Raw genomic sequence first — 20,357 nt, 5'->3', positions numbered from 1 at the left:
CCAGAATCGGCCCGCCCCCCACCCGTCAGGAAGCCTCATGAAAGCTGCGATTCTGAAGTCGCTCGGCATGCCGCTCGCGATCGAAACAATGCCGGACCCGGTGCTCGGCACCGGCGAGGTCATCGTGGATGTGGTCGCCACGCCGGTGCTGCCCTATGCGCATGAAGTCTTCAGCGGCGAGCGCCGCTATCCGATCGCGCTGCCGATCGTGCCCGGCTGCGGCGCAATCGGCCGGGTCCGGCAAAGCGGCCCCGATGCGACACAGTTGCGGCCGGGCGACTGGGTGTTCTGCGATCCGACCGTGCGCTCGCGCGACGATGCACGGATGCCCGACATCGTGCTGCAGGGCTGGAGCGCACGCGGCGAAGGCGGCCAGCAGTTGCAGCGCCATTTCCACGATGGGCCGTTTGCCGAACGGGTGCGCGTGCCGACCGAGAACGCGGTGCGCATCGGCGATATCGCACCGGCCGACGCCGCGCGCTGGTGCGCGCTCAATACGCTGCTCGTGCCATACGGCGGGCTGCTCGCGTCCGATCTGCGCGCGGGCGAGATCGTGCTCGTGAGCGGTGCGACCGGCCACTTCGGCAGCGCATGCGTCGCAGTGGCGCTGGCGATGGGCGCGCAGTGCGTGGTCGCGCCCGGCCGCAATGCAGGTGTGCTCGCCGATCTCGCGCGCCGCTTCGGCGAACGTGTACGCCCCGTCGAGCTGACCGGCGACGAAGCGACGGATCGCGCCATCATGCAAAAGGCGGCGCCGGGGCCGATCGACTGCGTGATCGACCTGATGCCGCCGTCGGTGCCGGCGACGACGGTGCGCGCCGCCGTGATGGCGGTGCGGCCCTACGGGCGCGTGGTGCTGATGGGCGGCGTCGGCATGCTCGGCGGCGCGGGGCTCGAGTTGCCGTACCCGTGGATCATGCGCAACGACATCACGCTGCGCGGCAAGTGGATGTACCCGACCGAAGCCGTGACGCTGATGGCGGGGCTCGTCCGCGGCGGGCTGCTCGACCTCGGGGTTTTCGACGTGACGCGGTTCACGCTCGATGAGGCGAACGATGCCGTTACGCATGCAGCGGCGCATGGCGGGCCGTTCAGGATGACGGTGATCACGCCGTAGCGTTGGCGCACGGCAGCCCTCCCCGCATTTGACGAAACCGGGATATCTCGACGAGTATGCAAGCGGCGGCACCGCCCTTCCGCTGCAACCTCCGGACGTGGCGCCCAGCACATTCAAAAAACATCACGCGAGAGAACCCATGTCTTCCAGCGCTGCATTCATCGAAAGCGATATCGGCCGCGAGTTGGTCACCGGCATGGTCATGCAGATGCGGGCCATCCGGCAGGTGGGGTGGCGAAAGCACCTTGACCTGCCATCGAACGATCTCATGCATGAGCCCAAGAATCTGAACCGCAACTTCGCGATGCTTCGGCTGTGGTGCGTCGGCGCCACTTGGGCGATGGGCGACCAGTGGGTCGGCGTGAGCGGCACTGGCGACTATTTCCCGCCGAAGGGTGTCGACGCATACGTCCTGAAAAGCCGGGAGGGCGATCACGCAGTGAACATGAAAGCGGTGTATGGCACGCCGGACGACTGCTTCGAACCGGCCCGGTATCACCCGACATGCGGCAGCCCCGAATGCTCGGAAGTACCACTTCTGAATGCGCTTTCGCATGCGATCCAGCGGTGCAATATTGCAAGCGGCACCCCGGCGCATCTCATCCTGTTGACCGAGCGGCTGCCTTGCCTGTCGTGCGGACGCCTCTTCAGGCAATTCGGTCAGGATCACCCTGGTCTGTCGCTTCATCTGTTCTACATGTTCGATCACACCGATCGCGCGGAAGAACGCCTGTCGACCGACCTCGACTACCTGTCGGAATGCACCTTCGTCGTCGAGTACATCGACCCCGACGACAGCGGCCATACCGGTCCGGGCGGCCCGGGCTTCGCGCCGCCGGGCTATGCGTCGCGCGCCAAAGGCGGGATCTTCGTCACGCAGATCGCGCCTTTCTCTGGCGATTATGTCGTCACTACCCCGAACAACGCGACGAAAGTCCCCTCACGCGCACCGGGTTCCTCGTCGGCGCATTTCGCTGCACGCATTCCGAATCAAGCGTGGGTGCCAATCGACATCCGCAAGGCGTGCCCGCCCGTTCCGAAGGACAGCCCGCAGCGCCCGCTGGAAGACGAAGACCCGGTATAGACGTCATCGCCCCTGTCGAGCGGCGCCGAACGCCTGGGACGGTATGGGTCGGGCTCGACCAGCACGCCGCGCACGACGGCTACTGCTTCGGATACTCCAGTTGCAGCGCGACCCAGCCCGAGGTCGTATCGCCATAGCGTGCCGCGATGTCGTCGAGCACACCGGGCAGCACCGCTTCGCCGCGCCGGTCAGCCGACATCGTCATGCGCGCGTGCCGGACGTTCGCCGGCTGCGCCAGCAACCGCAGCCCGTACTTCGACTCGATCACGCGCGCGTCAGCCGTCGCGACGACGTCACTGCGCCAGGTCCGCGCCCACGCGTCGGCGGTCAACGCAACCGCAAGCTCGTCGAACCCGGTTTCTACCGGAAGATCAAACGTCTCGTGCCGCCAGAGCGCGACGCGGTTCGTCAGCGCGACCGCCACCGCACGCGCAGTCAACGCAAACCGGCTACCGTCGTGAACGTCGCTCCACGCGTGCACGCCGACGCGCCGCGCAGTCTCGCGCGCCGCTGCCGGCCCGGCCAGCGCATTCACCAACGCCAGCGAAGCGGGAATCGATGCCGACACGCCAGTCGTCGTCATGACGTTGCCGTCCATCACATAGCGGCGATCGTCGACCCACGTCGTATCGGCAAAGCGCCGGCGCAGGCCGTCGCGCGCATACCAGTGGGACGTCGCCGTGCGCTGCCGCAACAGGCCCGCATTCGCGAGCACTTCCGCGCCCTCGCAGATCGCCACCATCGTCGCGCCGGCGGCGGCCTGCTTGCGCAACCATGCCAGTACGGCCGGGCTGTCCGCGCGGTGCAGCGCGGGCACGATGACCACGTCGGCCCCCGCAGCGGTCGCGGCATCGAACCGGTCGAACGTCGTATCGGCCAGCATGCGCAGCGCGGGCATCAGTTCGACCTCACCTTCGTCGGCCGATACGGCGACGACATCGACCGCCCCGGACGCCTTCAGCATCGCGTACGGCACGATGAAATCGGTCGTCTCCGTTCCGGCGTTGTCCGCGACGATCGCCACGAGCGGCCGCGTGCGGCCCGCTTTCGGCGCGCCGATCATGAGCGCTTGTGCGACCGGCGGCGCATCCTCCGCCACCGCAGGCACATGCCACCCCGCCGCACACGCGCCCAGCATCGCGCACACGAGCAGCACTGCCCCGCCTGTCTTCCATCCCCGCATCGTTCACCCGCATCCGTCGATTGCATGTCCGGAAAATTACAAGGATCATGCTCGCGGTCACAAGGACAACTCCACCGCACTTTCCGCCATGTCCCAGTCAACCTGCCCGGCGCGCGACATCGTCGTCGTCGGCTTCGAAGGCGTCCAGTCGCTCGACATCACGGGCCCGATGGAAGTGTTCGCGGTCGCGAACCGTCACCTTCCCGGCCACGCCATGCCGTACCGGCTCACGCTCGCGTCGCAACACGGGGACGACATCGTCACGCACGCGGGCCTGCGCCTCGCCGGCACGGCCGCGCTCGCGGCACTGCCGGAGCGGATCGACACGATCATCGTCGCCGGCGGCGATGAAGCGGCGCTGCGCCACGCCGCGTCGGAAGCCGGCGTGCTGCCGTGGCTGCGCACGCGGATCGCGGACACGCGGCGCATCGCGAGCATCTGCACGGGCGCGTTCGTGCTGGCCGCCGGCGGATGGCTGGACGGCAGGCGCGCGACCACGCACTGGAACCAGTGCGCGATGCTGCAGGCGCTGTGTCCCGACGCGCGGATCGAACCGGACGCGATCTACGTCAGCGATCCGCCGTTCCACACGTCGGCCGGCGTGACGGCCGGCATCGATCTGTGTCTTGCACTCGTCGAGGCGGATTGCGGTGCGCCGACCGCGCTCGCGGTCGCACGCGAACTCGTGCTGTTCATGCACCGTCCCGGCGGACAGGCGCAGTTCAGCGTCGGGCTCGGCACGCTGGCCAACGCGACGCCGCGCATGCGCACCCTGCTCGCCGAGATCGCCGACGATCCGGCCGGCGATCTCGGCGTCGCCGCACTGGCCGCGCGGATGCACATGAGCGAACGCACGTTTGCGCGCAATTTCCTCAAGGAGACCGGACGATCGCCCGCGCAGTTCGTCCTGGCAGCACGCGTCGAGCGCGCGAAAGCGCTGCTGGAGCGGGCCGACTGGCCGCTCGAACGCATCGCCGAGCGGTCGGGATTCGGCAGCGTCGACGCGCTGCAGCGCGCGTTCGCGAAACAGGTGGGTGTATCGCCGCGCGACTATCGCGCCCGCTTCGGATCGCGACGCGACATGTCGCAAACGGAGTAGGCCGTCCCCGGTTCCCGCGTGCGTCCGGGGCGGCTTGCCTGGCGGCGATTCGGCGATTCGGCGATCCGGCGACCACCCGTCGCCACCGCCGCGCATTCGTCACGCGCCCTGTCCTCCCGGCGACGAAACGGTGCGACGAGCCCTGTTCCGGTGCATCCGTCCGGTTTTTTACTGGATTGCCGAAATCTGATAGAGCCGGGAGATTTGATTTCATACCGTTCTCGCATCGGACTGGAAAGCGATGGCCGCTCGACACGGCATCGCGAGCCGCCGACGAATCCCAGGAGCGGGCCGGCTTGCCTGGCCCGGGCGGCGATGACGGTCCTGCCACGCAGGACATTCGTGACGGAGCGACCATGGATGCAAAACTCCAGCCTGATTCAGGCACCGACAGTGACGTAAGCCTGCTGCACAAGATGGGCTATGCGCAGGAACTGTCGAGACGTATGAGCGGTTTCTCGAACTTCGCGGTGTCGTTTTCCGTGATCTGCATCCTGTCGGGCGGCATCACCGCGTTCCAGCTCGCGTTTTCCGCCACCGGCGGCGCCTCGATCGGCCTCGGCTGGCCGTTGGGCTCGCTGTTCGCGCTGATCGTCGCGGTGTCGATGTCGCAAATCGCGTCCGCGTTTCCGACGGCCGGCGGCCTCTATCACTGGGGCGCGATCCTCGGCGGGAAGAAATGGGGGTGGATGACGGCATGGCTCAACCTGCTCGGCCTGATCTTCGTGATCGCCGCGATCAATTTCGGCACCTACGATCCGTTCTTCAAGACGCTGATCGCGCCGATGTTCGGCGTCAGCCCGGACAGCCTGACCTGGTGGCACCAGACGGCGTTCATCGCGTTCATCACGATCTCGCAGGCAATCCTGAATGCGCGCGGCATCCGGATCGCGAGCAGGATCACCGACCTGTCGGGCTATCTCATCTTCGTGGTGACGATCGCGCTCGTGGTGTCGCTGCTCGTCTACTCGCCGGTCGCGTTCGATGCGCATCGGCTGGTGACGTTCACCAATTTCACCGGCGTCGACGGCGGCGCGTGGCCGAAGCAGGCCACGCCGCTCGCGTTCCTGTCCGGCCTGCTGCTCGTGACCTACACGATCACCGGCTTCGATGCTTCCGCGCACACGTCGGAAGAGACGCACGACGCGGCCAAAAACGTGCCGCGCGGCATCATCGGGTCGGTGTTCTGGTCCGCGGTGTTCGGCTACGTGATGGTGTGCGCGTTCGTGCTGGTGATGCCCGACCTGACCGCCAGCATGAAGCAGGGCACCGGATTTTTCGAAGCGATTCTCGCGCCGATTCCGAAGACGCTGCGCGTCACGCTCGAACTCGCGATGTTCTTCATCAACTACGTATGCGGGCTCGCCGCGATCATGTCGACGTCGCGGATGGTGTACGCCTTTGCACGCGACGGCGGGCTGCCGGCGTCGAAGCTGCTGCGCAGCGTGAACCCGACGCACCGGACGCCCGGCCCCGCGATCTGGACATGTGCGGTGCTCGCGATCGTCGTCACGCTGTACGGCGATGCGTTCTCGGTTCTGAGCGCCGGCAGCGCGGTGTTCCTGTTCATCTCGTATGCGATGCCGATCGGCTCCGGGATGCTGGCCGAAGGCCGCTCGTGGACCGACAAGGGCCCGTTTCAACTGGGGATCTGGTCGAAGCCGTGTGCGCTGCTCGCGCTGGTCGGCGCCTGCGTGCTCGCGTACGTCGGCATCCAGCCGCCGAACGAGAAGGTGCTGTACGTGCTCGTCGGTTTCGTCGCGGTGCTGATGGTGATCTGGTATGGCTTCGGCGTGCGCAACACGTTCGCGGGGCCGCCGGTGCTGAAGGACACGCGTAATCTCGACCGCATCCGCGAACTCGAGGCGAACGTCGATCCGACTGTCTGACGCGTTTCGAAGCAGGCTGAAAAAAACCGACTCGCCGGCTTCGTGCCGCGAGTCGGTTTTTGTCGCAACGTAAAGCGAGAATCAGACGGCGGAGAAGCAGTTGTCGACGAACAGGTGCGTGCCGTTGACGAAACTCGACTCGTCGGACGCGAGGAACAGCGCGGCGGCCGCGACTTCCGACGGTTCGCACAGGCGGCCTTGCTGCACCGCGATCGCCGCCTCGGTCGCGTCGACACCCATCGCCTGCAGATCCCGAAGTTCGCGCATCCCGTGCGGCGTGCGGATGAACCCCGGCGCGAGCGCGTTGCAACGAATGCCGCGGTCGCGATACTCGACCGCAATCGCCCGCGCGAACATGTGGCACGCGCCCTTGGTCGCGTCGTACAGCACTTCGCCCGGTGTCGCGCACACGGCCGAAATCGACGACGTGCAGACGATGCTGCCGCGCCCCTTCTCCAGCATCTGCGGCAGCACCGCCTTCGTCATCAGGAACATGCTCTTCACGTTCACGCCCATCAGCCAGTCCCATTCCGACTCCTCGATGTCGAGGAATGGTTTGACGATCAGCGTGCCGGCGTGATTGAACAGGATGTCCGCATTGCCGTACTGCTCGCGCGCGGCGCTCACGGCTTGCTGGACTTCCACCTGTTTCGACACGTCGGCGCCGAGGCCGATCGCCTGCAGGCCTGCGTCGCGCAGCCGGGACGCAAGCGTTTCGGCTGCGTCGCCGTCGCGGTCGATGATCGCGACCTTCGCGCCCTGGGCGGCGAACAGTTCCGACGCCGCGCCGCCGCAGCCGCCGGCGCCGCCGCTCACGATCGCGACCTTGCCGGCCAGGCGGCCGTCAATCTTGACATTCATGCTTCGTTCTCCAGTCTGGTTCGTTCGGTCTGCTCAACTGAACAGCGTCCGCAGGTGATCGTTGAGGAAGGTGCCTTCGGGGTCCACGCTGCGACGCAGCGCGCGGAACGCTTCGGCCTTGGGGAACCAGCGATCGACATCCTCGCGGTTCGTGAAATGCAGCTTGCCCCAGTGAGGACGCGAGCCGTAGTCGCGCAGGATCGTGTCGACGTCCTTCAGGAACGGCCAGTAGTCGACACCGTTCGGCCCGCCCGAGCATGAGATGGTGACGCTGTCCTGGTGGTTGAACGGGCTGATCCACGCCGGATCCCCCTTCGTGAAGCGATACTCGACCGGGAAAATGCAGTCGCGGTGTTTCGTGAGGATGAGCTCGCGCACGCGGCGCAGCGCTTCCTTGCCGTGGTGCGCGGGCACCGCGTACTCGAGCTCGTGGAAGTTCGGCACGTAGTGGATCGCGTACACCTCCGAGCTGTAGGCGATCTTCTCGTGCTCGCCTTCGTGGAACGTGCGCGCGTCGGTGATATCCATCACCTTGATCTCGCACACGTCGTAGTCCTTCTTCGAATTCGACACCTTCGTGGTGTCGGGCAGGCAGTAGAGATCGCGGCTGGCGGAGGTCGGGCACCAGAAGAAGCCGAAATGCCGGTGCTTCGCGGCCAGGTCGTCGTATTGCTCCATCAGCGCGTCGAAGTCCTCGCGCCACACGCGGTCGTGCAGCCAGAACGCATCGGTCACCTGCAGCGTGATCTCCGACACCACGCCGAACATCCCGATGTTCACCTGCGTCGCATGCAGCAGGTCGAGATCCTGCCGGTCGCTGACCGTCATGATCGAGCCGTCCGGGCGCACGATGCGCATCCCGACGACCTGCGACGACAGGTTGCTCAGCGTCGCCCCCGTGCCGTGCGTGCCGGTGGCCAGCGCGCCGGCAATCGCCTGCGAATCGATGTCACCCTGGTTGACGAGCGACAGGCCGAGTTCCTTCAGATGGCGCGTCACCGCATTGATCTTCGTGCCGGCCTTCACGGTCACGCGCTTGCGTGCTTCGTCGACATCGACGATGCCCTGGTAATCCTGCAGCGACAGCAGCAGGCCGCTGGTGGCCACCACGGGCGTGAACGAGTGCCCCGACCCCGCGCATCGCACGTGCTTGCCTTGCCGCGCCGCGGCATGCACCAGCGCCGCGATCTCGTCCTCGCTCGCCGGCGACGCCAGGTGCGCGGCCACGCACGACTGATTGCCGACCCAGTTTCTCCAGAATCCGCCACGGGGAAGTTCCATCACCGTCTCTCCAGCGTCGTATTGGTGCCAACGATAGGGTGCCGAAAGGTTTTCCACTATCGGATTTCGGCAAGTCAGGGTTTTGGCGAGGCGACGCCCGTCCGGCGCATTTTTGACCGGCGCGGCGAGCGACTAGAATAAATCGATCCGGCCCGCCCGTTCCCGCCCTCCGCCCTCGATGACGCCGTCTGCCCATCCGAGCGATTTCTCCGGCAACGCACTGTTCGCGCGAACGGTCACGTTCTGCGCGTTCACCGACGTGGAGGAGCAGGCGCGCTCGTTCGACGGCTGGAACATGAACTACACGCAGATCTCGGGCGGGCGGTTTCATGGTTCGTCGTCGATCGTGTCGCTGGGCGGCATCAAGCTGCTGGTCGAGGATCTCGACAAGGTCATCCTGCAGCAAGGCGCGGTGCCGACGGAGCGGATCGCCGTGGCCGTGCCGCTGGAACTGGAAGGGCATGCGCGCCTGTGCGGCGAGAAGAGCGGGCGCGACAGCCTGCACGTGTTTTCCAGCCAGCCGCAATTCGAGTTCTATTCGCCCGACCGCCATCTGCTCGTGAACGTCGAAATCGAGCCGGAGAAACTGTCGACGCAGGCACTGCGCTCGGTGGCCGCGTCGCTGCGCGCGCAAACCCACGCGCCGGTGATCCCGATGGCGACCGGTGTGGCCGATCACCTGCGCGACCTGCTGCGCCAGACACTGGCCGCCGCCGTCAAGACCACACGCGTCGACGACGCGACGACGCAGGACAGGATCGAACTGCTCGAACGCACCGTGCTGTACGCGATCTCGGAAGTGATGACGGCCGCCACGCCGGAATCCGGCGCGCAGATCGTGCGCCCGACGAAATACTGGTCGCTGGTCAATGCGGTGCGGGAGCGGCTGCAGGACGCATCGACCTGCCCGCTGTCGATCGCCGAGCTGTGCGTGGAACTCGGCGTCAGCCGGCGCACCGCGCAATACGCGTTCCAGGATACGTTGAACCTGAACCCGATCGCGTACCTGCGGGCCGTGCGGCTGAACCACGTGCGCCGCGAGCTTCGGCTCGGCGGCTCCGTGACGTCCGCGGCCACCAAGTGGGGCTTCTGGCACCTGAGCAGTTTTGCGCAGGACTATCGCGCGATGTTCGGCGAACTGCCGTCGGCCACCGCGAAGCGCTACGCGCGCCAGGCCCTCTAGCGCCTGTCGTTCCCCCTGTCGTTCACCTTCCGGCGGCCGGTGCGCAGGAGTCCGCACCGGCCGCCGCCCTGCCTGCTACGTCACTCGTCCTGCTGTTCCTGCTGCGCCTGCACCTGCCGCTGCTGGATGAACTGCCGCACATCGCTCATCGTCACGCGGCCGGTGTGCTTCGCATCGATCTCGTCGAAGTGCTTCGACACGAAGCCGAGACCGCTGCTCTGCGCCTGCGCCTTCGTCACGGCTGCGCCGTTGCTCAGCACCGTATTGGCGCCGAGCCGCGCATCGACACGCTGCTGCGCCTGCTGCTGCAGCGTCGCGCCGGTCGACGGCAACACCGGCGCCGCTTTCGTGGCCGGAAAGAACGGACCGTCGACACCGCGCCCGCCGTGCGGCAGCTTCACCGGTGCGACCGCCTGCGGCGGCAACGCGTAGGCACTGCTCGTCACGGCACCGAGGACGATCAACGGAGACATACGCCGCATCAATTTGATTAGGGACATGATCACTCGCATTCAATGGATGAATAGAGGGTTCCTTTGACAAGGAGTCCGTCGCTCTGGGTCGCTCACGGGGCCGCAGCCAGCGTCGTTCCGGCGGTCGCGCCCGGGACGCTGCCGGTCGGTACGCTGGGCGGGTTTTCATCCGGCCACGGCGGCGGCAACGTGTGCAGCGTCAGCGCCGTCGGAATCCGCGCCCCCTTGTAGAACGTCTTCAGGTCCCGCTTCATCTGCGGACGGGCGACGTCGTCCAGGTAGATCATGTGGCCGCCCTGGAAGAAGTTCACCTGCAGCTTCGGATTCAGGCCCTTCACCGTCTGCAGCCGCGCGAGTTGCTTCTCGGTGTTGAAGAACGGCGTCGCGAGGTCGTGGAAGCCGTTCTCCGCGAGCACGCGAAGCTTCGGGTTGAGCTGCAGCGCACCGAGCAGATCGGGGATCGTGTCGGGCATCGGCTGGCCGTCGTGCGTGAAGTCCCATACGCCGATGATGTTGTCGTTCAGCGGCAGGTACGTCGCGTTCGGTGCGGTGTAGCCGAGGTAATCCGGCATCTGCGTCGCGAGCGCGTTCGTGAACGGCTGCGAGATCAGGATGTCGGACGGGTCGCCGTCGTTCTGCAGGCGCGGATCGGAATTCGGCAACGACACGCGTCCGTCATACCGGCCGATCGTCGTGCCGGGCAGCAGGCTCGTGCCGAACGGATTCGCGTTGAAGTAGCCGCGCAGCGCCTGCTGCGTGAGGCTCGACGGGATCGACCACAGCCTGAGCGTCGCGTCGCTCGGGAACACCGGCGTGCCGAGCGCATCCGGAATGCCGAGCTGGCTCAACACCCACGACTGCGAGTACTTCTGCAACTGGTTGTAGATCAGCGTCGTGAACAGTTCCGTCTGGAATGCGTACAGATCCTGGTTCACCGGTGCCGGCGAAACCTGGTTGAAGTACGCCGCGACCGCCGCATAGCCCGGCAGGTAGCCGGCCACGGTATCGGTCTCGAGCAGCAGCCCCTCCGTCGACTGCGTGATCGCCACGGCTTCCACCGCATCCGCGAAGTAGTTCAGGATCGCCGACTGCAGCACGATGCCCGTCAGGTGCACGCCGGCCGATTCGAGCGCCAGCGCGAGCATGTCGGTACGCGGCGTGCCGTACGATTCGCCGTACAGGTAGATCGGTGACGTGCCGCGGCTGTTGACGTTCAGGTAGCGCTGGATGAAGTCGCGCATGATGTTCACGTCCGCATCGGAACCCCAGTACTTCTGGTTGGTGTTCGGCAACACGGCTTCCGACAGCCCGGTGCCGGGCGGGTCGATGAAAACGAGGTCGGTGGTGTCGATCAGGCTTTCGGCGTTGTCGACGAGCGGATAGTTCGGCCAGTTGCTGCCGAACAGCGGATCGGGCGTGGCCACGCGGGTCGGCGCAAACGAGCCGAGCCGCAGCCAGATCGACGACGAGCCGGGGCCGCCGTTATAGACGAACGTGACCGGGCGCGGCTTGCCGTTCGTGCTCGGCGCGGTGTACGCGACATACGACATCGACGCTTCCGCATTGCCGTTCGCGTCCTGCGCGGTCAGGTGGCCGGTCGTCGTCGTGTAGTTGACGGTCGTGCCGCCGTTTTTCCACTGGTAATGCATGACGGCGGTTTTCTCGGACACCTGCCCGGGTGCCAGGCCGTCGGTCGCATTCATCGAATACGCGACCGGGTCGACGTACGGCTGGTTGGCCGGCGTCTGCCCGGCCGCCTGTTGCGCGCTGGCCTGCTGGCTGGCGGTGGCCTGCGCGAGGCTCGACGCACCGACGGACGACGAATCGTCGCCGCCGCATGCCGCGAGCGCCAGTGTCATGACGGTCAATGCACCTAGCCCGGCCAACCGGCCGTGACGGCCACGGCGGCTGCCGGTACAGCTCCTGTCTGGTTTCATCTCTGTCCTTTGGTTCGGATACCGCATCACAAAGGCCGCCAACGCCTGCGAAACGCGCAGGCCGACCCGCCACTCGCGTTGCACGGTCGGCAGTCGGCGGTTGGGGATTGGACTTCTAAGAGACTGAACTTGATACAGACACTGCAAACTGCTGGCGAGAATGGTGCTCGGACGCCCCCTGCAGTCTGGACAACTTTTATATGACCCAAATTTACGACAACACAAAAATAGGCGGTGCTGCGCCGCGTTGTCAAAGATCATTCGGATATTAAAAAACCCGCAATGATGCTAATGGCGGACAGTGTCTGGCGATTGAAAGAAAACGGGATTATGCGCGCATTGCGCGCTCCATCGACACTAATCGGCCGAATCCGCCGCTTTTGTCGCACAACCGGCAATCCTTTACCGGTGTTGGTGTTGCACCTCGAAAGCCTTCAGATCGCCGGAATTATTCTTTCATTTTAATTATCCGGAATCGATTAATTCAGCGTGACGGCAGGCGTGGACTGCCACTCAATGATTCAAGTCACTTCAATCATTCTTCAATCGCTGCGCTTATCCGCATCGCGTCATCCATAAAATACCGATTTTTCCAATTCTCAAAAAATCAGCGGAATTATTTACCCTTTCTCCTGCCGGCGCTTCCGGTCGCGATGAAGCGCGACATGCAGCCTCGCCGCACGCCGCGATTCTTCCGCCTTCAATCCGCCGTTACTTCCCTCCGCCCGGCAGCGCGATATCGATCAGCACCGGATCGTGATCCGACGAACGATACGCATCCGGCGCGTAGAACGTCTTCTGCTGCTCCGCCGACTTGTACGCGAGCGTGTACTGCAGCGCGAGCGGCTCGTCCGCGTTGATGTGCCATTCATGCACGGCCTTCACGTGCGACGCGAGCGGCAGCGTCGCGAGCGCGTGATCGAGGTAGCCGGCTTCGCCGTTGTACACGTAGCTGTACGCATTCGCGCCGATCCAGCGCGCGACGAGGTTGCGGTAGCCGCGCGATTCGAGCGTGCGGATCGGGTCTTCGTACGTGTAGCTGTTGAAGTCGCCGATCAGCAGCACGCCCTGGCCTGCGACGCCCGTCGGGTTGCCGGCGAGCCAGTCGGCCACCTTCGCCGCCGCGCGCGTGCGGGTCGGGTTCCAGCAGCCCTGGCCGTCGCCCTGGTCGAGATCGTCGTTCGCGGCGTCCGGGCAGTTCTTCGACTTCAGGTGGTTCACGGCCACCGTCAGCGACTGCTTGTTGCCGTTGACCAGCCGGAACGACTGCGCGAGCGGCTGGCGGTTCTTGTCGTCGATCGCGAGCGTGGCCGCGCGGCCGACCGGTTCGACCTTGCGGCTGTCGTAGATCATCGCGACCGTGATCGCATCGCCACCGAGGCGCGACACGCCCGGATCGACGACACGCCATTGGGTGCCGAGCTTCGCCGCGAGCTGGCGCACGGCGCTCAGTTCGCCGTAGCCGTTGTTCTGGATTTCCATCAGGCCGATCACGTCGGCGTCGATCGCCTTCAGCGCGCTGACGATCTTCGCTTCCTGGCGCTGGAATTCCTGGAAGTTCTTCGCACCGCGATTGTTCGGATCGTCGAAACCGCCGCCGAGACCGTTGCCGTTGAAGTAGTTCAGGACGTTGAACGACGCCACGCGCAGGTTCGATTTCGGATCGCGCGCCGGTGCTTGGGTGCGCGGGTTCGTGCGCGCGTCGAATGCCGGCACCGCCGCGCCCGGCAGCGGCTGCACGCGCCATGCGCCGTAGCGCACTTCGAGCACGCCTTCGACGTCGCGCACCGTGTAGCCCGCGCGCAGCGTGTTCGCGGCCGACAGGCCCGGCGCCGGGTACGGCACGGTCGCGGGGTTCTGCTTGTTCGAGCCGTCGTCGAGGATCAGCCGGTTGCGTGCGTTCGCCTCGATCTGCGTTTGCGCCTGGGCGGGCGGCACGACGCTCGTCGGCGTGCGCAGGCGGCCGTTGCTGAGCATCACGCTGCCGTAGCGGCCGAGTTCGTAGTTGTCGGTGACGTTCAGCGTCTGCGGCAGGCGCACCCGCATCCCTTCATACGCGGCGAACGCGTTCGGGCTGTCGACCGGCAGCGTGAGCGTCACGGGCGTGACGGTCTGGTTGTTCGCGCACACCGCGATCGCCCCCGACTGCGTGAGCTGCGTCTGGCCGTATTTCTCCTCGACCTTGCCCGTCACATGCACGAGGTCGCCCGCTGTCGCACGCACCTTCGGCGCGTAGACGAACAGCCCTTCGGACACGCCCGGCTGGTTGCGGCGCTGCGCGTCGGCCTGCTGGACGAAGAAGCCGCCGAAGCCGTCCGTGCCGCCGAAATCGGCGGTGACGACCGCTTCGATCGACACGTTCTGGCCGGCGAGCGGCGACGGCGCGCCCGGCCCCTGGATATCGGCGATCGGCGTCGTGCTGCCGCCGCAGTTCGGGCTGACGGGCGCGGCAGTGGCGGCGAAAACCGGCGCAGCGAGCGTCGGGAGCAGCAATAGCGGGGTGAAGAGGCGGATTGTCGAGCGCATGACGGGGAATCCCGGTTGTGAGGGTGGCGAAAGCTTAGCGGCGCTCAATGACAGTTTTTGGTAATCGAGAGACAGGTTGATGTAATTTCAGGTATCGCGCTGCGATCGCCGTCGAGCGCACGTTTGCACCTGAAAAAGCGGGGAAATCGTCTGATGAAAATCCGCCGTGAACGAGGCGACTCCCCCGCGGGCCTTCGCTGCCGCTGCGTCGCGCCGCCCCGCTACACCGTGCCCGGCAACGCGCTCGACACGAGCACCGCCGCGACCATCAGCACGCCGCCGAGCACGACCGCCTCGATCCTCAGCACTGTGCCGAACCGTTTCAACGCGCTGGCCGGCATCGAGGCGGTCGGATCGTTCAACGCGGCCAGCAAAGTCGGCATTCCGAAGAAGCGGTTGTGTCCGCCGAGCGCTGCGGCGATCAGCACGAGCGCGAGTTTCAACAGCAGGATCTGCCCGTACGCCGACGCGAGCAGGTTGGCGGGCGTATCGACGCCGCGCCAGCCGTTGTACGCGCCGGTCGCGAACAGCACGATCAATGCGCAGGTCGACGCATCGGACAGCGACTGCACGAACGATGCGCCGGTCGTGCGCTCGCTTGCGGGCATGCCGACGAGCCTCGGCATCACGCCGACTGCCGTCACGAGCACGAGCCCGACCCATGCGCTGATCGCCAGCAGATGCAGCCAGTCGATCCACACCGGCACGCTGAACAACCCGGCATCCACCGGATGCCCACCGTTGCTGCGCGCGAGTGCGACGCACGCGAGCGCGGCCCACATCGCGAACCGCAAGCGCGTGTCGTTCCCGCGCCGGACAAACGACAGCACCACCACGACGAGCATGAACCCCGCGCCGGCCAGCCACGCATGACCGAACCCGGTGCCCGCGAGCATCGAGCAGACGGCCGGCCCCGCGTCGAGCAACGACACCTCGCTCATCAGCGCGCAGTGCGCCCAGAACGCGGTGATGCTCGCGACCAGCGATACGACGGACGCGATGCGCAGCGTCGCGACGAGCCGCCGCCCGATGCCGCGCTGCCACGCGGATGCGCCGTGCGCGAGCCAGTGGCGGCCGAGCAGCGCGCCGACGACGACGGCGAACCCGGCGTTCTGGATCGCCACCGACACGAGCCGCAGGAGACCGACGAGGCCGTCGTTCACCCCTTCACCCGGAACGTATAGGTGCCCTTCGTGCGATGCGCGTCGGCCGTCATCGCCGCCCACTGCACCGTGTACGCGCCGGGCGCGAGCTTCGGCATCGCGAGCGTCATCACGCGCGGGTTCGCCGCATCGACCTTCGCCGTGTCCTGCGTGACGGCGTTGCCGTTCGCATCCGCTACCTTCACCGAACTGAACGCCGGTTCGAGGTCTTCGTTGAAGGTCAGCCGCACCGTGTCGGGCGCGATGTCGACCGTGCTGCCCGTCGCCGGCGCGGCACGTTCCAGCTTGCCGTGCGCGGCTGCCGCGAGCGGTGCCGCAGCGAGCATCGCGCCGGTCGCGACGATCGCGGCCAGCCGCGTGAGGTTCGTCATCTTCATGTGCACGCTCCGCGTCACGGCTTCTTCAGTTCGACGACGGTCAGCGCGCCGCCCACGTCTTCCGCGACGAAGTCGATCTTGTCGCCCGCTTTCACCTGCGACAGCATCGCCGGGTCCTTCACCTTGAACACCATCGTCATCGCGTCCATCCCGAGGTTGTCCAGCGGGCCGTGCTTGATCGTCAGCTTGCCGGCGGCCGTGTCGACCTTGCGGATTTCGCCGTGCGACATGCCCTGTTGCGCCGCGGCTGCCTGCGTCGCGCCGCCGCTCATGTCCATGCCGGCCATGTCGCCGGCCGCGTAGGACGCCGCGGAAAACGCCAATGCACAACCCGTTGCCATCGAAACCAGTCCCTTCTTCATCGTGTCGACTCCCGAATAAATGAAACGAAACCGGCGGCTGCATTCACGCAGCCGCCGTATGCTGCTGCTCAACCGTCCGGCAGTTCGCCGGTGTACTCGTACGCGACGGTCCCCTTCGGATGCCGGAACCAGCCCGGATCGCGATAGTCGTTGCGGCCGAGCCCCTGCCGCACCTTGCAGACCGTGAACATGCCGCCCATCTCCAGCGGCCCGAACGGGCCCGTGCCCGTCATCATCGGCAGCGTGTTGTCGGGCAACGGCATCTCCATGCCGCCCATCGCGCCGCCCGTGCTGCCCATCGCCATGTAGTCGGGCACGAGCTTGCCGATGCGCTGCGCGAGATCCTTCTGCGGCACGCCGATCAGGTTCGGCACCTGGTGGCCCATCGCATTCATCGTGTGATGCGACTTGTGGCAGTGGAACGCCCAGTCGCCCGGGCGATCGGCGGTGAACTCGATCGCGCGCATCTGGCCCACCGCGACATCGGCCGTCACTTCCGGCCAGCGCGCGGCCGGCGGAATCCACCCGCCGTCGGTGCCCGCGACTTCGAAGCTGTAGCCGTGCAGGTGGATCGGATGGTTCGTCATCGTCAGGTTGCCGAATCGAATCCGCACGCGGTCGCCCGCTCGCACCGGCAGCGGATCGATGCCCGGGAACACGCGCGAGTTGAAGGTCCACATGTTGAAGTCCGTCATCTCGTTCACGCGCGGCGTGTAGCTGCCCGGATCGATGTCGTACGCGGCGAGCAGGAACACGAAATCGCGATCGACCGGCATCGTGCCGCGATCCTTCGGGTGCACGATGAACATGCCCATCATCCCCATCGCCATCTGCACCATCTCGTCGGCGTGCGGGTGATACATGAACGTGCCGTGCGCTTCCAGCTGGAACTCGTAGACGAAGGTCTTGCCGGGCGGGATATGCGGCTGCGTGAGGCCGCCGACGCCATCCATCCCGTTCGGCAGCCGCAGCCCGTGCCAGTGGATCGTCGTGTGCTCGGGCAGCCGGTTGGTCACGAAGATGCGCACCTTGTCGCCTTCGACGGCCTCGATCGTCGGGCCCGGCGACTGGCCGTTGTAGCCCCACAGGTTCGCGTTCATGCCGGGCGCCATCTCGCGCACGACGGGCTCGGCCGTCAGGTGGAACTCCTTCCAGCCGTTCTTCATCCGCCACGGCAGCGTCCAGCCGTTCAGCGTCGCGACGGGCGTGTAGGGGCGGCCGTTCGGCGGCACGAGCGGCGGCTGCGTCGCCGCTTTCGCCATCGTGGGCGCTTCGGGCAGCGACGCGGCGCCGGCCTTGCTGACCATCGCGGCGCCCAGCAGCGCGGCGCCCGAGCCGCTGAGAAATTGTCGACGGGACACCATGTCAATGACCTTCCGGATGCGGTTGTGTCGCGGGCGCCGGTTGCGCCGCGGGGGTGGATGCCGGCTGCGGCGCAGCGTCGGCGTTTGAAGCGGGTTCGGGTTGGGCGGGTTGCGTCGCGCGCGGCGTGGCACCGTCGGACGGCAGCCGGCCTCCGACGGCCATCTGCAGATCGGTTTCGGCGAGCCAGTAGTCCTTCAGCGCATCGATGTAGCCGTTGACCGCGCCGACCTGTTCGCGCGCATCGGCGAGCAGTTCGAACACGCTCGCGAGCATCCCGTTGTAGCGCAGCAGCAGTTCGTCGGAGATCGTCTTGCGCAGCGGCACGACTTCGTCGCGATAGTGGGTCGCGACGTCGTAGCTCGTTACGTATGCCGCATACGATTCGCGCACTTCGGAGCGTGCGTCGATCGCCGTCTTCGCGAGCCGGTTCGCCGACTGCATGTAGACGGCCTCGGCGCGTGCAACCTTCGCGCCGCCCCAGTCGAACAGCGGGATCTCGACGCTGATCTCGTAGCCGTGCTCGTGACCCTTGCCGGTCTCGTAGTTGTTCACGTAACCGAGGTCGACCGCATTGACGAAGCGCGTCGCCTTGCTCAGCCCGAGCGACGACGCGACGCCCTGCGTCTGCAGCTTCGCGGCCTGGATGTCGAAGCGGTTGCTCATCGCGAACCGTTCGAGATCGGGCAGGTTCGGCCGCGCTTTCGGCAGGTCCGGCAGGCGCTCGGGCAGCGCGTACCGCGTGCGTTCGCCCCACAGGCCCATCGCACGCGTGAGCTTCTCGCGCGCGGCGACGGCCTGCTGGCGTGCCTTCGCGTGCTGCGCAACCGCATCGGCATGGAACGCCTGCTCGCGCGCGTAATCGAGGCGGCTGAAATTGCCGGCCTGCCGCATGCGCAGCGCGAGTTCGGCGGCCGCGCTCCCGGCATCGCGCACCTGCTGCGCATAGTTCGCGGCCTGCTCGGCAGCGACGGCCTCGACGTACGCGCGACGTGCGTCGGCTGCGACCTTCAGCATCGCGTCGGCCGTCTCCAGCCTGGTCTGCTCGAAGCGGCGGCGTTCGATGTTCGTCGCGAGCGGCATCGTCAGCAGCGCGAACACGTTCGCCGAGAACGTGCGGCCGAGCGTCAGCTCGCCGTCGCCGGCGCGGGTGCGGCTGAACGCGAAGCGCGGGTTCGGCAGCCGGCCGGCCTGGACGAGATCGGCTTCCGACAGGCCCAGCTCCGCATACGAAGCCTGCAGCCCGCGGTTGTTCAGCAGCGCGACCTGCACCGCGTCGTCCATCGACAGCGGCTTTGAAAGCAGCTCCTTCGTGCGCTTGTCGACGGCTTCGCGGTCGGCGTCGGTTCTGACCACGACCGCGTCTTTCCCGATGCGTTCCGACGCGGCGGACGAAACCGCGTCGAAGCCGCCGTCCTTCGAAAACGTCGTGCAGCCCGCGAGGAAGGCCAGCACGGCCGCGGCCGCGCCGATCCTCGGCGATATCGCAAGCATCGTCATGGCGCGGCGCCTCCGTGCTTCGAATGGGCGGCGCCGCTTCCGGCCGTGCCGCCCGTCGACCGTCCTTTCGCGGGCCGTTCCATCACGTCGCGGTTCAGATGTTTCCAGCCGGGGCCTTCGTCGTCCCGATACGGCCGGTAGCTGTCGAATACGGATGTCACGGTGATATCCGGCACCGCGGCGGCAGCGTCCGCGGGATCGGGCAACGGGGTTTGCGCAAGCGCGAGCGACGGCACGAGGGCCGCCGCGCCGAGCAGCGCCGCAGTAGTCAATGGCATGAACAGGTTTCGTCGTGAGTCGTCCGGCGGGCGTGATGCCGCTGCCGGAGCGGATTGCAGAGCGCGGCCGATCGGGCCGCGGGCACGGGCTAGGCGAGCAGCCGGCGCGGCGGCCGGTCGATGCCGCCGGTCAGGAACGACACGACGACCGGCGTCGGAGCGAAAGAGGCGAGCGCGATACCGATACCCGACGCAACGGGCGTCGCGGGGAAGTCCGCCATGCCGCCACCGATGCAGCAGGACCCGCATGCGGAACACGGCTGTGCGTGTCGCGCATGGACGTCGTCCGTGTGCTCGTCTTCATGCTGGCCACCGTGCGCGCTCGACATCGCATGCGGCGCGACCCTGTCATCGGTGCGTGCGCCGTCTTCCACGTGCGGCATTGCCACGACCACATCCGCGCCCGCACACGCCATCGACACAGCCGCGAACGACTGGATCGGCAGGCTCAGCGCCAGCAGCACGACGACGAGGAATTTGCGCCAGTACGACATGGATGCGGAATCACGCAGGCAACGACCGGATGGGCCGGCGCAGCGCCACGACGGCGCGCTCCGGGGACACGACGGCCGCAGCTTATCGTCGCCGCGGTGACGACGACATGGCCGAAACATGACCGCGGTTTCATGACAATTCCGTCATCCCGCGGTCACGCTTCGGGCACGCGCGGCGCCCTAAGCTC

19 protein-coding genes are annotated in these 20,357 nt (G+C 66.7%); 6 read left to right on the top strand and 13 right to left on the bottom strand.

Annotated elements, in window-relative coordinates; all coding sequences use genetic code 11:
• Positions 1-37: 37 nt before the first annotated feature.
• Both LXE91_RS27215 and LXE91_RS27210 read left to right on the top strand, forming a co-directional pair.
• Positions 38-1,117 carry an alcohol dehydrogenase catalytic domain-containing protein gene (locus LXE91_RS27215; protein ID WP_039354076.1) on the top strand — a complete coding sequence of 360 codons (1,080 nt, stop codon included), beginning with the start codon at positions 38-40 and terminating at the stop codon, positions 1,115-1,117.
• A 139-nt stretch (positions 1,118-1,256) separates the two neighbouring features.
• Positions 1,257-2,201 carry a hypothetical protein gene (locus LXE91_RS27210; protein ID WP_039354072.1) on the top strand — a complete coding sequence of 315 codons (945 nt, stop codon included), beginning with the start codon at positions 1,257-1,259 and terminating at the stop codon, positions 2,199-2,201.
• A 79-nt stretch (positions 2,202-2,280) separates the two neighbouring features.
• Here the strand turns inward: LXE91_RS27210 and LXE91_RS27205 are convergent, their stop codons facing one another.
• Positions 2,281-3,384, bottom strand: a complete 1,104-nt coding sequence (locus LXE91_RS27205; RefSeq protein WP_039354069.1) for a DJ-1/PfpI family protein — start codon at positions 3,382-3,384, stop codon at positions 2,281-2,283.
• Between the two features lie 88 nt (positions 3,385-3,472).
• On the opposite strand from LXE91_RS27205, the gene LXE91_RS27200 reads away from it, so the two are divergent.
• Together LXE91_RS27200 and LXE91_RS27195 are read left to right on the top strand one after the other, a co-directional pair.
• Complete coding sequence (locus tag LXE91_RS27200; protein ID WP_039354066.1) at positions 3,473-4,483, top strand: GlxA family transcriptional regulator; 1,011 nt, start codon at positions 3,473-3,475, stop codon at positions 4,481-4,483.
• A gap of 356 nt (positions 4,484-4,839) precedes the next feature.
• Complete coding sequence (locus LXE91_RS27195) at positions 4,840-6,372, top strand: amino acid permease (RefSeq protein ID WP_039354064.1); 1,533 nt, start codon at positions 4,840-4,842, stop codon at positions 6,370-6,372.
• 81 nt (positions 6,373-6,453) lie between these two features.
• On the opposite strand, the gene LXE91_RS27190 is transcribed toward LXE91_RS27195, so the two are convergent.
• Both LXE91_RS27190 and LXE91_RS27185 read right to left on the bottom strand, forming a co-directional pair.
• Positions 6,454-7,233 (bottom strand): SDR family NAD(P)-dependent oxidoreductase, encoded by a 780-nt coding sequence (locus LXE91_RS27190; RefSeq protein WP_039354061.1) that lies wholly within the window; start codon positions 7,231-7,233, stop codon positions 6,454-6,456.
• 33 nt (positions 7,234-7,266) lie between these two features.
• Positions 7,267-8,514: a D-arabinono-1,4-lactone oxidase gene (locus LXE91_RS27185; RefSeq protein ID WP_039354059.1), complete on the bottom strand. Its 1,248-nt coding sequence runs from the start codon at positions 8,512-8,514 to the stop codon at positions 7,267-7,269.
• Between the two features lie 178 nt (positions 8,515-8,692).
• Here LXE91_RS27185 and LXE91_RS27180 point away from each other — a divergent pair, with 178 nt between their 5' ends.
• Positions 8,693-9,697 (top strand): helix-turn-helix domain-containing protein, encoded by a 1,005-nt coding sequence (locus LXE91_RS27180; protein WP_039354057.1) that lies wholly within the window; start codon positions 8,693-8,695, stop codon positions 9,695-9,697.
• Positions 9,698-9,777: 80 nt separating this feature from the next.
• Here the strand turns inward: LXE91_RS27180 and LXE91_RS27175 are convergent, their stop codons facing one another.
• Both LXE91_RS27175 and LXE91_RS27170 read right to left on the bottom strand, forming a co-directional pair.
• On the bottom strand, positions 9,778-10,209 hold the full coding sequence (locus tag LXE91_RS27175; RefSeq protein ID WP_046196717.1) for a hypothetical protein: 432 nt from the start codon (positions 10,207-10,209) through the stop codon (positions 9,778-9,780).
• 53 nt (positions 10,210-10,262) lie between these two features.
• Entirely contained in the window at positions 10,263-12,107 is a 1,845-nt protein-coding gene (locus tag LXE91_RS27170; RefSeq protein ID WP_039354055.1) for a S10 family serine carboxypeptidase-like protein, read from the bottom strand.
• 234 nt (positions 12,108-12,341) lie between these two features.
• Here LXE91_RS27170 and LXE91_RS27165 point away from each other — a divergent pair, with 234 nt between their 5' ends.
• Positions 12,342-12,572, top strand: coding sequence for a hypothetical protein (locus LXE91_RS27165; protein ID WP_235442649.1), 231 nt, complete (start codon positions 12,342-12,344; stop codon positions 12,570-12,572).
• Positions 12,573-12,818: 246 nt separating this feature from the next.
• On the opposite strand, the gene LXE91_RS27160 is transcribed toward LXE91_RS27165, so the two are convergent.
• From LXE91_RS27160 to LXE91_RS27125, 8 genes are all read right to left on the bottom strand, one after another.
• On the bottom strand, positions 12,819-14,633 hold the full coding sequence (locus tag LXE91_RS27160) for an ExeM/NucH family extracellular endonuclease (RefSeq protein WP_039354052.1): 1,815 nt from the start codon (positions 14,631-14,633) through the stop codon (positions 12,819-12,821).
• Positions 14,634-14,854: 221 nt separating this feature from the next.
• Positions 14,855-15,796 carry a CopD family protein gene (locus tag LXE91_RS27155; RefSeq protein WP_039354050.1) on the bottom strand — a complete coding sequence of 314 codons (942 nt, stop codon included), beginning with the start codon at positions 15,794-15,796 and terminating at the stop codon, positions 14,855-14,857.
• Positions 15,793-16,173: a copper homeostasis periplasmic binding protein CopC gene (gene copC, locus LXE91_RS27150; protein WP_039354604.1), complete on the bottom strand. Its 381-nt coding sequence runs from the start codon at positions 16,171-16,173 to the stop codon at positions 15,793-15,795. Before copC ends, LXE91_RS27155 begins: the two co-directional genes overlap by 4 nt.
• A gap of 14 nt (positions 16,174-16,187) precedes the next feature.
• Positions 16,188-16,535 carry a copper-binding protein gene (locus LXE91_RS27145; protein ID WP_039354048.1) on the bottom strand — a complete coding sequence of 116 codons (348 nt, stop codon included), beginning with the start codon at positions 16,533-16,535 and terminating at the stop codon, positions 16,188-16,190.
• Positions 16,536-16,603: 68 nt separating this feature from the next.
• Positions 16,604-17,899, bottom strand: coding sequence for a multicopper oxidase family protein (locus LXE91_RS27140; protein ID WP_039354046.1), 1,296 nt, complete (start codon positions 17,897-17,899; stop codon positions 16,604-16,606).
• Position 17,900: 1 nt separating this feature from the next.
• Positions 17,901-19,397: a TolC family protein gene (locus tag LXE91_RS27135; RefSeq protein WP_039354043.1), complete on the bottom strand. Its 1,497-nt coding sequence runs from the start codon at positions 19,395-19,397 to the stop codon at positions 17,901-17,903.
• Positions 19,394-19,675, bottom strand: coding sequence for a hypothetical protein (locus LXE91_RS27130; RefSeq protein WP_039354040.1), 282 nt, complete (start codon positions 19,673-19,675; stop codon positions 19,394-19,396). The genes LXE91_RS27135 and LXE91_RS27130 overlap by 4 nt, the downstream gene beginning before the upstream one ends.
• Before the next feature lie 89 nt (positions 19,676-19,764).
• Complete coding sequence (locus LXE91_RS27125) at positions 19,765-20,169, bottom strand: hypothetical protein (protein WP_039354038.1); 405 nt, start codon at positions 20,167-20,169, stop codon at positions 19,765-19,767.
• Positions 20,170-20,357: the final 188 nt, after the last annotated feature.

It is taken from the genome of Burkholderia contaminans, assembly GCF_029633825.1.
GTDB classification, from domain to species: domain Bacteria; phylum Pseudomonadota; class Gammaproteobacteria; order Burkholderiales; family Burkholderiaceae; genus Burkholderia; species Burkholderia contaminans.
Note: the sequence above shows the minus strand (reverse complement) of the source record. Positions and strands in the feature narration are given on the sequence as shown.